Below are 13,654 nucleotides of genomic sequence, written 5' to 3'. Positions count from 1 at the left end.
ATGAACCAGACCGCCAACATTCCGGCCAGCACCAGTCGCTACGCCCACGCCTGGCGCGCTCTCCGACATCGCAACTTCCGCCTCTTCTTCACCGGCCAGAGCATCTCGCTCATCGGCACGTGGATGACCCGCATCGCCACCAGCTGGCTCGTCTACAGGCTCACCGGCTCCGCCCTCCTGCTCGGCGCCGTCAGCTTCGCCGGACAGATCCCGACCTTCCTCCTCGCACCCTTCGCCGGCGTCCTCGTCGACCGCATCAACCGCCGCAACCTCCTCGTCTGGACTCAGGTCCTCGCCGGCGTCCAGTCCCTCGCCATGGCCGGCCTCACTCTCGCCAAAGTCATCACCATCCACGAGATCATCCTCCTCAGCGCCTTCCAGGGAATCATCAATGCCTTCGACATGCCTGGTCGCCAGTCCTTCCTCGTCCAGATGGTCGCCAGCGACACCGGCAAACCGGACAAGCAGGACCTCTCGAACGCCATCGCCCTCAACTCCTCGATGGTCAACACCGCCCGCCTCATCGGCCCCGCCATCGCCGGTCTCGTCATCGCCGCTGTGGGAGAGGGCTACTGCTTTGCCATCGACGGCTTCAGCTACATCGCCGTCGTCATCTCGCTGCTCATGATGCGCGTCCCACCCTCCACCATCCGCCGCGCCACCACCTCCATGCTCGAGCAGCTCAAAGAAGGCTGGGCCTACGTCTCCACCTTCCGTCCCATCCGCACCATCCTCAGCCTCTTCGCGCTCCTCAGCCTTATGGGAATGCCCTTCATGGTTCTCATGCCCATCTTCGCCTCGCAGATCCTCCACGGTGGCCCTCACACCCTCGGCTACCTCATGGGAGCCTCCGGTGTAGGCGCGCTCGTCTCCGCCCTCTCGCTCGCCCTGCGCAAGTCCGTCCGCGGCCTTACTAGCATGATCCAAATCGCAGCCATCATGTTCGGCAGCGGACTCATCCTCTTCGGTCTCTCGCGCCACCTCGCCCTGTCGCTCTTCCTTATGCTCATTGTGGGCTTCGGCATGATGCAAGGACTCTCGGCCAGCAACACCATCATCCAGACGCTCGTCTCCGAAGACAAACGCGGCCGCGTTATGAGCTACTACACCATGGCCTTCGTCGGCATGGCCCCCTTCGGCAGCCTCCTCGCCGGAACCCTAGCCCATCACTTCGGCGCACCGCACGCCGTCATGATCACCGGAACCTTCTGCCTCGCAGGAGCCGCCTGGTACGCCACCCAGCTGAAATCCATGCGCGCCGACATGCGCCCAATCTACATCGAGATGGGCATCATGCCGAACCCAGCCGGCCCAACCATCGAAGACCAAGCCGGCACCAGCACCTAGCAACCCATCGCCCGACCAACGGGAGGACCCAGGAAACAGCATCACCCCGACCGGTATAAAAGTCACGAAGTGACCTCCCCACGAGCAGTGGGCCCGTCCGGCAGGACAATCTGTAACAAAAACCTACTTCGGAAGATTCTTCTCCGCCTTATGATGAAGATCCAGCCCAAACTTCGGCGCTGTCTTCGTTCCACTCACCTTCACTGGAATCTCCGCCCCGGCACCGTTCTTCTTGAAGAAAGGATCCACCGGCTTCAGCAGGATCGACTTCCATCGCGAAGCCACCATCTGCGATACCGCGGCCTTCGTCCGCACCTTGCCCGCAAACTCGAACCGCTCCCCATCCAGCGTGTACTCACCCGCCAGCGTCACGTCCGCGCCCGGCAATGAGTAGTCCAGCTTGCTGAAATCCAACCGCCCGCGCGCCATCACAAACTGTCCCACCATCTCCGAGTGCACATCCAGCGCTCCCGGCTTCGCATCCTTCGGGTGGCCCTCCGCCCGCATACTCAGCATGTCCACCTTGTCCTCCACCTCGGGATTCGTAAAGTGAATCTGCTGCAGCCTGAATCCTCCCTTCAGCCCAATCTTCTGCGACACACTCTCTTTCCCCGGACGGATCTCCAGCTTCGTCTTCATCTGCAACCGTCCCGTCATCACCGCCGGAACCGTCTTCACCGCAAGCTGTAGAAAGTCCTGTATCTGCCCATTCGGAACATTCACGTCCAGATCGATCCGATGTCCCTTCCCCTTGATATTGATCACCGCTCCACTGCAGGTAAAGTCCGATCCACCCAGCCGCGCACTCACCGGTTGCAGATACGTATCTCCACTCGTGCCATCCACAATCGCATGAAACTTCGTCTTCAACGACATCGGATGATTCGCCGTATCAAGCGAAAAGTTCGGTGTCTCCGTCGTCCCATTCACATCAATCTTGTTAAGCTGTCCCGTAAACTCACCCACCGAAGACAGCATCCCGCCAATCCCTTTAATCGTGTTCAAATCCGCATGATCGAACGTGTACTTTCCTGTGACTGTCGAGTCGCCCGGACTCTCGTTATTCCAAGGCCCGAACGTCCCCTGCGCACGAATGTCTCCCTTCGGAATCGCATTCACCAACGTTGCGTCATACTCCCACGGATGATTCGGCCCCACGTTGCGCATCACGATATGGCTCAGCTCAAAGTTCTTCGGATCCTTATCCGGCTTGATCGTTCCAATGATCAGCCTCGAATCGTCGAACACGATCCTATCGACCACGATCTTCATCTTCCCCGTCCTCCTCTGGTGTGGCGCTCCTTGCCGCCGCACCTCCCGAGGAGGAATCTGAATCGTCATATTCGACACATGCACCGTACCCACATGCATCGGCTTCACAAACAATCCCAGCAGATTCGCATGGAAGGTAAACCGTCCAAGCGAGATCAGCGGCTGCGTCGCTCCGGCTGCAACCACATCATCAGGAGCAAAGATTCGCAGCCCATCTCCCGAAACCTCAAGCCCCTTGATCACCGACACCTGCAGACCATCCAACTCCACCCGGCTGTCGAAGCGCGCACTCAGCGTCTCAATCACGCGACCCTTCAGAATCGGTCCCGCCCGATGCACCAGGATCTCACCAACCGCCGCAAGAACAATCACTGCCAGCAAGAGAGATACAAAAATCCATCCCCACACTCCACGCCGCCTGGATCCTTTGCGGCTCTGCGCGTCTGACTCTCTATGTTCTGACTGTTCTGACTCGATCACAATCTTTCACCAATTTTTTGGATGCCGAAAAACCAAATTTGGTTCGATTCTGATCGGGCAGCCAACTGCAACCCGCGTAGTGGCCACTCCTGAATACTCCGTAACGCTGTCTCTGACCATCCACCGTCAGACGCTTCTATAGCCCACCAACTTGGAAAAACTTCGAATCAACGCGGCAAATCTCCAACGCTGCGCCCATCGTGATACACCGCGAAGATCTTCTGCGTACTCCGAATATCTTCAAGAGGATCACCATCCAGCACCAGCAGATCCGCACGCTTCCCCACCGCGATCGTCCCACGATCCGTAGTCTGCTGCGCCAAAATCCAGGACGCCCCCACTCCAAACTAGACGACGAAGAAAGCCGAGAGAAGAGAAGCCCGCACAACAAAAGATCGATTCGACATAAAAAGTTGGATGCAGACCAACCAGGCAAAGACATCAAATCTCGTGCAGCTCAAGTCAAATCTCCTAGCGCCGCTCCCGCCAAATTCGATACAGCCCCCACGCCGCCACCGAACAGTTGTCCACGATTGTCCCATCCACGATCATCTCTTCGAACTCATCCACACTCACCCTCCTCACCACCAGATCGCTCTCCTCCGCATCCGGAGTCGCCTCACCCATGGTCAGCCCTTCAGCAAGAAACACGTGGTGCTTCTGGTTCATCACCCCATACGCAATCTGCAGCGTCGAGAGGTGCGTCATCTTCTCTGCCGACAAACCCGTCTCCTCCCGCAACTCACCGCGCGCAAGCTCCTCCGGCACCACCTCTGCCAGCTCCCATCCACCCTGTGGTAACTCCCAGTACCGGCCACCCACCGCGTACCGAAACTGCTCGATCAAATAAACAAACTCCCCATCCGGCCCACTCTCCAGAGGAATAACAATGCAGGCCGGATCCTTATCGATTACCCCATAGATCCCGCGCTGCCCATTCGCCCGCTCAATCACATCCTCACGCACGCTGGTCCAGGGATTGCGATAGACCTCCCTGGTACTGATCGTCTTGATCGTCACAACCCCTCCACCCATCGCGACAACATCTCCTACTCCGAGACCGAGATCTCCAGATGCGACGGATACTTCGCCGATCCATAGACCGTCTGCGTCGCCGCCTTATACGAGTCCGCCGGAGCCGTCATGATATTCGGCACAAACGTCTGCGGATTCCTGTCATACAGCGGAAACCAGCTCGACTGCACCTCAACCATGATCCTGTGTCCCTTCAGGAAAGTATGGTCCGCTCCATGCAAACTCCACTTGAACTCCGTCACCTTCCCCGGCGTCAGCGCCTCCGGCTTCTCGAAGCTCTTCACATACCGCCCGCGAAAGATCTCATCCACAATCATCAACTGATAGCCAGCCATCGGCGCAGGCGCATCATCCGGATACACATCGATCAGCTTCACCACCCAGTCCGCATCGCTTCCCGTCGTAGCCGCGAACAGGTCCGCCATCACATCGCCAGTCACGGTCACATCTTTATCCAGCACAGGCGTAGAAAAGTTAGCGAGATCTTTCCTTCCGCTCACAAACCGTTGATCCTCTACCAGCCACGTCCGCCACTTCGACCCCGTCCCATACGTCGCCTGGATCGGCCGATTGCGATAAGGAATCGGATTCGCCGGATCCGCCACATACGTCGACGCAACGCCGCCATCCACAGGCGTTTTGAAACTCAATCCTTCATCCTTCGTCAGATAAAGCTTCTCCGAATGAAACCCAGCCTTTGGTGGCCACGCATCATATCGCTCCCACTGGTCAACGCCCGTACGGAAGCTCGCCGTATCCTTCAGATCGAAGCCCTCACGCCCCTTCAAATACTTTTCAAAGAACGGCGCCTCAATCGTCTTTCGATATAGCGTCCCCGTATCCGATCCAAAGTCCACCTCTCCCAGGCTATGCGTCGGCCGGCCCCACTGGCCATGATTCCACGGCCCCAGCACGAGAAATACATCATGATCTTTATCGTGCGGCTCCAACGCGGCATACTCCGCCTGCGTTCCCCACATATCTTCCTGGTCCCACCATCCGCCTACCTCCAGCGTCGGCACCTCTACTTTCGTAAGGTGCTTCTCGACCGCCATGTTCTGCCAGAACTTCGTATACGCAGGCTGTGTCAAAAACACCTTCGCCGTCGGCAGATCCTGCATCTTCGCCGCCGCCGCAGCCCCGGCAAAGTTCACGTTCCGCAAGAAGAAATCGTACGTGTCTTCCTTGCTCTCCACACGCGCATCCGTCTTTTGTGCCTCTAGCTGTTGCACATAGTCAAACCCATACGTCTCGCGAAATGCGCCGTTATGAAAAAAATCATCGCCCAGCCATACATTCGTCATCGGAGCCTGCGGCGAGATCGCCTTCACAGCCGGATGCGCATCGATCCCCGCCGACATCGCCAGAAATCCCGGATACGAGATCCCCAACACTCCAACTTTGCCGCTGTTGTTCGGCACATTCTTCAGCAACCAGTCGATCGTATCCCGCGTATCCGTCGTCTCGTCCACGTCGTTCTTCGTCGTGTGAGCAACAATCGGGCGGTTCATCACAAACTGTCCCTCGGACTCGTACCGTCCGCGAATATCGGCGAAGACAAAGATGTACCCGCTCGCCGCGAGCTCTGGCTTGCCCATATTCACGCCCTTCGACGAAGCGCCATCCGTCCCATACGGCGTCCGCTGCATCAGAAACGGCAACGGCTCGCCCCCACTCTCCGACCCCGCTGGCCGCAGCATCACCACATGCAGCTTCACTCCATCACGCATCGGCACCATCGCCTCGATACGCGTATATTCCTTCGACTCGGCAGGGGAAGAACTCTGCGGCCCGATCTCCGCTTTCAATAACGCAACAGAGGAAGTCAATAAACACAGGCCAACGACAATGCTGCGGCAGCCGCGAACTTTCATAGAGCTCACACCTCAATACGCAATCGAATTTGAACTATCGAAGATCAGGATCACTGAAAGAAATACAGCCCGAGCCCAGCAACAAAAGCATCTTCACGCAACACCGAGAGCAACCTTCACTCCGGCCGTTGAGCCGAACTCGATCCTGCCCTCCCGGAAGACTCCTCCGCAAAATATCTACGGCGATTCTTCCGCAACGAACAGGACCTCGCTCATGCAGCTCTTCTACGCCAGCTTATCCCTGCGCGACCGGCTCCGTCGGAACGGGACTCGCATCGCACTTCCATCCCTCTTTGCCGTGCGTCCCGTCACAAAACGGACGCTTCGTCGACATGCCGCAGCGGCACAGCGAGATCGCAGGCTTCCCCGTCAAATCCCACTCCTGCCCATTCACATCCACCAGAGAGATCGGCCCTTCAACACGAAACGGCCCATTCGGACGGACCGTAATCTTCACCGTCGGCTCTACCTTCAACACTTCATCAGACATAAAACTCCCTTGGTCTTTGCACGCGGCAAGACATCTTAGATAAAGCCAGAATAGCAAACGCGACAACGTCCTGCCGGACGGGCCGCCTGCTCAGCGGGAGGTCACTTCGTGACGCGTATATCTTTCACGCAACTATCATCAGCAAAACTCCTCCCGCTGGTCGGAATCATCTTCCGCCGAGCAACGCGAGGCCCCGCGCATCTCGCCCCACCAAGACCGGTACAAAAGTCACGAAGTGACCTCCCGCCGAGCAGGCGGCCCGTCCGGCAGGACAGCTCCTAAACCACATCCACTTCCATCTCATCCACGTAGCACCAGCCCCAGCTCTCGCCTGGCTCAATCGACCGCATTATCGGATGCTTCGTCACATGAAAGTGTTTCGTGGCATGTTTATTCGGCGACGAGTCGCAGCATCCCACATGCCCGCACTCCAGGCACATCCGCAGATGCACCCAGCGCCCACCAATCTTCAAACAATCCTCGCAGCCCTTCGCCGACGGCTTGACCTTACGAATCTGATCCAGATGAGTACATTCCATTCCTCGCACCTGCCTTCGCCACGATTCTATCTCGTGGCCGCTCAGTCGCCGAGCCCCTCCGTAATCCCATACTCCTTCAGCTTTCGGTACAGCGTCGTCTTGCCGATCCCCAACAGCTTCGCAGCCATCAGCTTATCGCCCTTCAACTGCCGGATCGTCCCTAGAATCGCGTGCTTCTCCATCTCCGCAATCGACACAATCTCACCAGGCTTGCCGAGCTTGGACCCGATCTGCCCACCTTCCGCACCGTCCTCCTCGTCACTCCGCCCAGCAGCTCCCTGCTGCAGACGAAAGTTCTGCAACTGGGTCGGCAGATCGCCCATATGCAGCACCGGTCCCGACGACAGCGCACAGGCCCGCTCAATCGCGTTCTCCAGCTCCCGCACATTGCCCGGCCAGTCGTACTCCGCCATCACCTTCAGCGTCATATCGGAGAAGCTCCGCACCACGCCGCCCTCCTTCTGCATCTCCGCCAGAAAGTGCATCGCCAGCGGAGCGATATCCTCACGCCGGTTACGCAACGGCGGAATCCTCAGGTTCACCACATTCAGCCTGAAGTAAAGATCCTTGCGAAACCGTCCCTGCTCAACCATCCCCGACAGATCACGGTTCGTCGCCGCCAGCACCCTGGCCGAAATCGGCCTCGCCACCGTCGCACCCACCGGACGAACCTCCTTCTCCTGCAGCGCCCGCAGCAGCTTCGCCTGCAGATCCAGCGGCAGCTCTCCAACCTCGTCGAGAAACACCGTCCCGCCCTCAGCCGAGGCCAGCAGCCCCTCCTTCGCGCGATCCGCCCCGGTAAAGGCGCCCTTCACATGTCCAAACAGTTCACTCTCGATCAGCGTCGGCACCAGCGCGCCGCAGTCCACCGGCGCAAACGGCTTCTCCGCATGCGGTCCATTGAAGTGGATCGACCGCGCCACCAACTCCTTCCCCGTTCCACTCTCGCCCAGGATCAAGACCGGATGCGTCGAATAAGACACCTTCGAAAGAATCCGATACAGCTTCTCCATCTCGGGCGAGCGTCCCACCAGACCGCCCATCCCCTGCTGCGTCCTCAACCGCTCGCGCAGCTGCCTGCTCTGCACATCCATATGTAGCCTCTGGCCGGTACGCTCCAGCACCGTTGTCAACTCCTCCAGCGCAAACGGCTTGGTCAGATAGTCGCCCGCCCCAATCCGCATCGCCTCCACCGCCGACGATACCGTGGCAAACGCCGTCATCACCACCACCGCCGTATCAGGATGCAGCGTCTTCACCTCCTCCAGCAGCGGAAGCCCGCCCCCACCCGGAAGCTTCAGATCCAGCAGCAGCAGATCGATCCGATGCTGCTTCAAAGTCTCCCGCGCAGACGGGACACTATCAGCGCCCATCACCACGAAGCCCATATTCGAGGCCACTTGGCAGCACGCCTTACGCACCGCCTCGTCATCCTCGACCACCAGCAAATGCAGCAGCTCAAAGCGCTCCGCAGTTCCGCTTCGAGTCCTCCCGCCCACCAGCGCAGCCGCGCTCACCGGAGAGAGCCCGACAAGCACACCCGAAGGCGTCGCCGTCCGCACTCTCTCCGTACCCTCACGCCCATCGTGCCTGATATCGTTCGCAGCCAATCGCATACCTCCCGCTCCCCGTGTATCCCCTGCCTTCGTCCAGCCAGCATCCGTAGTCCTTAGCACGCGATCCACCCCGCGTCTCCCTGCAATATCGTCTTCACGCCAGCCTCTCTCACGCCTGCTTCCTCTCGACTCATCTCCATCTCCGACAGTTCCGACAGTCTTATCGCATACCATTCCACCGAGATGCTCGTTCCCACCTCCGGCTGGCTCTCAACCCGCAGACATCCGCCCGAGATCGCCGCCAGCTCACGCACCACGCGAAAGCCCAGCCCGCGTCCGCTCGCACTCGAGATCCCTCCCGCCTGCATCAGCCGGCGCACCGCAGCCGAGTCCATCCCGCATCCCCGGTCGCGCACCGTCATCACCACCCGTCGCCGCGGCTCGCCATGTTCTGCGCCCTGCCCCATCTCGCTCTCTTCCGCTATGCCCTCCACATGGATCGAGATCGCCCCCACCCACGGCGTCGCCTCCGCCGCATTCTTCACCAGGTTCGTAAGAATTCGCTCCACCGACTCCACCGGCACACACACCGGCTGGAACGCGCCCACCCCATACGAGACCTCCACCGTCCGTCCCGCGACTCTGCTCAACAGGCCCCTGCAGCGGTCGATCACGTCCGGCAGCATCGACGTATCCGCCGCAGTCTTCAAAGTCTGTCCCGCACGCGCGTGGTTCACCAGCCGGTTGATCATCGCCCAGCTTCGGTCGCTCAGCATCCGCAGCTCCGCCGCATACTCTCTATGTTGTTCATGCAGCACACCGGGCATCGCCAGCAGGTCCGAATAAAGACTCAGCGCCCCCAGCAGGTTGCCCGCATCATGGGCCAGCCCCGCACCCTCCGCCACCCCATCTACAGGAGACGCCACGCACTCTCGCGCAGCCACATCCACCATCCTGCGCGCGCCAGTCGCACCAGCGTCGTTCAAACCCATCTGGCCCATCTCGCGCGTCACATGTCGAAGCGCCGCGAACTTGCCCGAGTCGATCCCAAATTCAAGCCCTGATCCTGAGGCAGTACTGCTCTGCTTTGCCTGCATGACGTTCGTCCACCATTCTCCCGCTGAGCTTTTTCTTATCGCAGGTGCACTTTTGTAATCACTTCAAGTGCCAAACTGGAACGCCTCCGCTAAGTGATTGCTCATCAACCGTAGGTACCCTGCCTCCCTGATTACATCCGTAATTGGGACATTCCCAATATAGAACCTCTGCCAAGGGCAAATCTCCAAAATCTCTGCAAATGCCTCTTTCTAAACACTGTCCCAATGTGGAACTAATCCCATTTTGGAACAGCCCCGCAGCCATAGTCCCAGCACCAATCGATTCAGCCGTAACAATACGACACCTTCTCCAAATCGCACCCTCTATCCGGCAGCTCCTCAGGCTGGCGTCTGACAAATCTGTGACCTCGATACTATGTACGCCAACCCTCCAGACTTGGATTTTTCGTTTTCGCCAGAGTCGGGCCTCACCCTCGTGATACTTCCTCCACCATCGGCACATGCAAAGAGTGGCAGCTCGTTCATCGGACGCTCCCCGCCGCCACCGTCTTTATGAGAAAAATCTCACAACTATAATCGACCCATGTTCGTAACCAGCCCTACCCCGCAGCTCTTCCGTCCCGGCCACCGCACAGCAGACGCCCTCCGCACCGTCCGCATGACCCCCCACTACATCACCATGCCCGAGGGCTCCGTCCTCATCGAGTCCGGCAACACCCGCGTCCTCTGCAACGCCACCATCGAGCAGGGCGTTCCTGGCTGGCTCCGCAACTCCGGCCGCGGCTGGGTCACCGCCGAGTACGGCATGCTCCCCCGCGCCACCCTCACCCGCACCGCACGCGAGAGCGAACGCGGCAAGGTCGGCGGCCGCACCCACGAGATCCAGCGCCTCATCGGCCGCTCCCTCCGCAGTGTGGTGGACATGAAGCTCCTCGGCGAACGCACCATCATCCTCGACTGCGACGTCCTCCAGGCCGACGGAGGCACACGCACCGCAGCCATCACCGGAGCCTGCGTCGCCCTCGCCCTGGCCCTCGGAAAGCTCGTCAAAGCCGGCACCCTCAAGACCTCACCCCTTAAGCAGATGGTCGCCGCCACCTCCGTCGGCATCGTCGACGGCAGCGTCCTCCTCGACCTCTGTTACGAAGAAGACTCCCGCGCCGCAGTCGACATGAACGTCGTCATGCTCGCCTCAGGCGGACTCGTCGAGACCCAGGCTACCGCCGAACACGACTCCTACACCCGCACCCAGCTAAGCCAGATGCTCGACTACGCCGAAAAGGGTATCCGTGAGCTACTCGCCGCCCAGCAAGCCGTCCTAAGCTCAGCCCAATAGCACGCCGTTCAAGCCGCCTCACGCACCTTCAGCGGGGACTCGAGCGAACCAGCGATCTCGAGTCCCGGCTCCCGAACCGACTTCCGCATCCGCGCCGCTAGCATCTCTTCCACGATCAACGTCGTCGCGCACACCACAAACGGGATCAGCTCCCCAAACACCCGCGTCTCGATCAAGATCCCGTACACGAACATAAACACGAACCACACCGGCACCAGCCACATCCACGCCCGCAGCCGCACATCGCATATCTGCCTCCGCGCCACCACCACAAACAGCAGCAGATACCCGCATGCGCTCAACAACTGCGGCCACGCCTGTGGCGCCAGCATCGACTTCACGTTCCAATCGATGCGCGGATAGAACTCAGACACGTTCTGCGCAAACACATGGCGCATCGCCACCTGCCAGCCAATCCACACCACCGTCAGCGGAACCACCATCGCCATCGTCCGCATCCGAAACAAAAGCTGCCAGCGCAGCCTTCCCCGCTCTACCGCCCCATTCAACATATACAGAGGAAGTAGCAGAAGCGTCGTCTCGCGATTCATCGTCGCCAGCACAAACAACCCGGCAAAGTAGATCCAGTCCCACCGGAAGTACATCAGGTACATCGCCGCAGCAAAAAACATCAGACTCGGAAGGTCGTAGATAAACCGAAAGTTCTGTACCGTATGCATCACATACGTCGCCCCGCAGACCACAAGCAGCAGCGGATACACCATCGGCGTCAGCAGCCTCTGCCGCGAGCTCGCCTGGTAGATCTTCGTCACGAAATATCCCGTCAGCAGCAGGCACGCCACATCGATCACCGCCTGCACCATCACCTCCGGAGCCACCGGCTTCGGAAACCAGAAACGCGAACCCGCAAACGGTCCCGTCATCCAATGCAGCGCCGCACTCTCATGCGCCCACCGCATCGGCACCATCATCAGGCTGCGCCCCTGGAACGGCATCCGTTCCCGTCCCTGCTCATACAGAGCCGTATTCACATACGGCCGCGTCAGCCACAGATAGCACCACACAAACTGAATCGTCGCGAGCAAATATACAGCCGCTAATATGATTTTTTTCTTTTGAAGCATCCAGCCCTTACCTCGTCAAGAACCGCATGCCACAAGGCTTTCGGCAAGGGATAATTCGCAATCCACGGCAGCTTACGCCAGTCTTCGTAGGATGGCCCGTCATCATTCAGGGTTGCAGTCCCTCTCGCGCCAACCTGTCCAATTCCATCTCATCAAAAACTCGCGCAGCCGCCATCCATCCAATGACCATGCCGAACTCCATCCCGTTTCCCTGTAGAATCTTCCAGCCGGAACATTCCACGGCCAAGGCAGGTGCGATTTGATTACAGCAGCCCCACAGAACACCCTCACCCGCGATCCGCAGTCCACCGACGTCCGTGCCATGAGCATCGCCACCGTGCTCTTCTTCATGTGGGGTTTCCTCACCTGTCTCAACGACATCCTCATCCCGCACCTCAAAGGAATCTTCGACCTCTCCTACGGCAAGGCTCTCCTCGTACAGTTCGCCTTCTTCTCTTCCTACTTCATCTTCGCCCTGCCCTCCGCCAAACTCGTCGAGTGGCGCGGCTACAAGCAGACTATGGTCATCGGCCTCGTCGTCATGGCCACAGGAGCGCTCCTCTTCCTTCCCGCCGCCACCCTGGCCTCCTTCCCGCTCTTCCTCTCCGCACTCGTCATCCTCGCCGCCGGCATCACCGGACTCCAGGTCTCGGCAAACCCCTACGTCACCAACCTCGGTCCCCAGGCCACCTCCGCAAGCCGACTCAACCTCGCCCAGGCCTTCAACTCACTCGGCACCACCGTCGCCCCCTTCATCGGCGGAGCCCTCATCCTCGGCGCAGCCGCTGCCGTACCCGACAACGTCAAGTCCCTCTCCGGCGCCATGCTGCAGGACTACCGCGCCCAGCAGGCCTCCACCGTCCGCCTTCCCTACCTCGTCATCGCTCTCCTGCTCCTCGCCCTCGCCACCGGCATCGGCCTCATCAAACTTCCCACCACCGACTTCACCCGCGACTTCCGCCCCGGCGAACTCAAAAGCAGCGCCAAAGGAAGCATCTGGTCCAACCCCTACCTCCTCATGGGCGCGCTCGGCATCTTCGTCTACGTCGGAGCCGAGGTCTCCATCGGCAGCTTCCTCATCAACTACCTAGGCCTTCCCCAGATCATGAGCTACCCCGAACAAACCGCCGCCCACTTCGTCGCCTTCTACTGGGGCGGAGCCATGATCGGACGTTTCATCGGCTCGTACGTCCTCCGCTTCGTCAGCACTGGCAAGGCCCTCGCCGCTGCCGCCTTCATCGCCTGCGCCCTCGTCGCCCTCACCATGATGAGCACCGGCCACATCGCCATGGTCAGCGTCCTTCTGGTCGGCTTCTTCAACTCCATCATGTTCCCCAGCATCTTCTCGCTCGGCCTCGCTGGTCTGGGAGAACTCACCAGCAAAGGCTCCAGCCTCATGGTCGCCGCCATCGTCGGCGGAGCGCTCATTCCCCTGGCAGAAGGCTTCCTCGCCGACCGCGTAGGCGTCCAGCACGCCTTCATCCTGCCCGCCATCTGCTACGTCTATATCGCGATCTTCGGCATCGTCTCCTCCCGCCGCAAGGACATCGACCTGGACCCCGCACGCGCTACATAAAGATCT

At 59.7% G+C, this 13,654-nt stretch carries 12 protein-coding genes; 3 read left to right on the top strand and 9 right to left on the bottom strand.

Features of this window, described 5'->3' with window-relative positions:
• The gene (locus GSQ82_RS01045) at positions 1-1,347 is read left to right on the top strand and encodes an MFS transporter (RefSeq protein ID WP_158790170.1); all 1,347 of its coding nucleotides are present in this window, start codon (positions 1-3) and stop codon (positions 1,345-1,347) included.
• Between the two features lie 123 nt (positions 1,348-1,470).
• Here the strand turns inward: GSQ82_RS01045 and GSQ82_RS01040 are convergent, their stop codons facing one another.
• The 8 genes from GSQ82_RS01040 to GSQ82_RS01005 all read right to left on the bottom strand — a co-directional run bounded on the left by GSQ82_RS01040 (position 1,471) and on the right by GSQ82_RS01005 (position 9,690).
• On the bottom strand, positions 1,471-2,991 hold the full coding sequence (locus tag GSQ82_RS01040) for a hypothetical protein (protein WP_254061366.1): 1,521 nt from the start codon (positions 2,989-2,991) through the stop codon (positions 1,471-1,473).
• A gap of 275 nt (positions 2,992-3,266) precedes the next feature.
• Complete coding sequence (locus GSQ82_RS01035; RefSeq protein ID WP_216846979.1) at positions 3,267-3,422, bottom strand: hypothetical protein; 156 nt, start codon at positions 3,420-3,422, stop codon at positions 3,267-3,269.
• Positions 3,423-3,570: 148 nt separating this feature from the next.
• The gene (locus tag GSQ82_RS01030) at positions 3,571-4,134 is read right to left on the bottom strand and encodes an NUDIX hydrolase (RefSeq protein ID WP_254061333.1); all 564 of its coding nucleotides are present in this window, start codon (positions 4,132-4,134) and stop codon (positions 3,571-3,573) included.
• A gap of 14 nt (positions 4,135-4,148) precedes the next feature.
• Positions 4,149-6,008, bottom strand: coding sequence for a CocE/NonD family hydrolase (locus GSQ82_RS01025; RefSeq protein ID WP_254061365.1), 1,860 nt, complete (start codon positions 6,006-6,008; stop codon positions 4,149-4,151).
• Positions 6,009-6,243: 235 nt separating this feature from the next.
• Positions 6,244-6,498 carry a CDGSH iron-sulfur domain-containing protein gene (locus tag GSQ82_RS01020; protein ID WP_158790168.1) on the bottom strand — a complete coding sequence of 85 codons (255 nt, stop codon included), beginning with the start codon at positions 6,496-6,498 and terminating at the stop codon, positions 6,244-6,246.
• Between the two features lie 278 nt (positions 6,499-6,776).
• Positions 6,777-7,037 carry a ubiquitin carboxyl-terminal hydrolase 14 gene (locus GSQ82_RS01015; RefSeq protein WP_158790167.1) on the bottom strand — a complete coding sequence of 87 codons (261 nt, stop codon included), beginning with the start codon at positions 7,035-7,037 and terminating at the stop codon, positions 6,777-6,779.
• 41 nt (positions 7,038-7,078) lie between these two features.
• A complete protein-coding gene (locus tag GSQ82_RS01010; protein WP_174243017.1) occupies positions 7,079-8,653 on the bottom strand; it encodes a sigma-54 dependent transcriptional regulator in 1,575 nt (524 codons plus the stop codon).
• A gap of 53 nt (positions 8,654-8,706) precedes the next feature.
• On the bottom strand, positions 8,707-9,690 hold the full coding sequence (locus tag GSQ82_RS01005) for a HAMP domain-containing sensor histidine kinase (RefSeq protein WP_158790166.1): 984 nt from the start codon (positions 9,688-9,690) through the stop codon (positions 8,707-8,709).
• A gap of 544 nt (positions 9,691-10,234) precedes the next feature.
• Between GSQ82_RS01005 and rph the strand changes: the two genes are divergently transcribed.
• The gene (rph, locus tag GSQ82_RS01000; RefSeq protein WP_158790165.1) at positions 10,235-10,987 is read left to right on the top strand and encodes a ribonuclease PH; all 753 of its coding nucleotides are present in this window, start codon (positions 10,235-10,237) and stop codon (positions 10,985-10,987) included.
• Between the two features lie 8 nt (positions 10,988-10,995).
• Here rph and GSQ82_RS00995 read toward each other — a convergent pair whose 3' ends face one another.
• Positions 10,996-12,033 (bottom strand): hypothetical protein, encoded by a 1,038-nt coding sequence (locus GSQ82_RS00995; protein ID WP_158790164.1) that lies wholly within the window; start codon positions 12,031-12,033, stop codon positions 10,996-10,998.
• A gap of 298 nt (positions 12,034-12,331) precedes the next feature.
• On the opposite strand from GSQ82_RS00995, the gene GSQ82_RS00990 reads away from it, so the two are divergent.
• Positions 12,332-13,648 (top strand): sugar MFS transporter, encoded by a 1,317-nt coding sequence (locus GSQ82_RS00990; RefSeq protein ID WP_254061332.1) that lies wholly within the window; start codon positions 12,332-12,334, stop codon positions 13,646-13,648.
• Positions 13,649-13,654 lie beyond the last annotated feature (6 nt).

Source organism: Granulicella sp. L60 (assembly GCF_009765825.1).
Taxonomy (GTDB): domain Bacteria; phylum Acidobacteriota; class Terriglobia; order Terriglobales; family Acidobacteriaceae; genus Edaphobacter.
This window is presented reverse-complemented; position numbering and strand designations above follow the sequence as displayed.

What these genes read in the sequence shown, in the direction of transcription:
- GSQ82_RS01045 (WP_158790170.1), top strand. Translation starts at nt 1, where the DNA reads ATGAACCAGACCGCCAACATTCCGGCCAGCACCAGTCGCTACGCCCAC.
- GSQ82_RS01030 (WP_254061333.1), bottom strand. Translation starts at nt 4,134, where the DNA reads ATGGGTGGAGGGGTTGTGACGATCAAGACGATCAGTACCAGGGAGGTC.
- GSQ82_RS01025 (WP_254061365.1), bottom strand. Translation starts at nt 6,008, where the DNA reads ATGAAAGTTCGCGGCTGCCGCAGCATTGTCGTTGGCCTGTGTTTATTG.
- GSQ82_RS01020 (WP_158790168.1), bottom strand. Translation starts at nt 6,498, where the DNA reads ATGTCTGATGAAGTGTTGAAGGTAGAGCCGACGGTGAAGATTACGGTC.
- GSQ82_RS01015 (WP_158790167.1), bottom strand. Translation starts at nt 7,037, where the DNA reads ATGGAATGTACTCATCTGGATCAGATTCGTAAGGTCAAGCCGTCGGCG.
- GSQ82_RS01010 (WP_174243017.1), bottom strand. Translation starts at nt 8,653, where the DNA reads ATGCGATTGGCTGCGAACGATATCAGGCACGATGGGCGTGAGGGTACG.
- GSQ82_RS01005 (WP_158790166.1), bottom strand. Translation starts at nt 9,690, where the DNA reads ATGCAGGCAAAGCAGAGCAGTACTGCCTCAGGATCAGGGCTTGAATTT.
- rph (WP_158790165.1), top strand. Translation starts at nt 10,235, where the DNA reads ATGTTCGTAACCAGCCCTACCCCGCAGCTCTTCCGTCCCGGCCACCGC.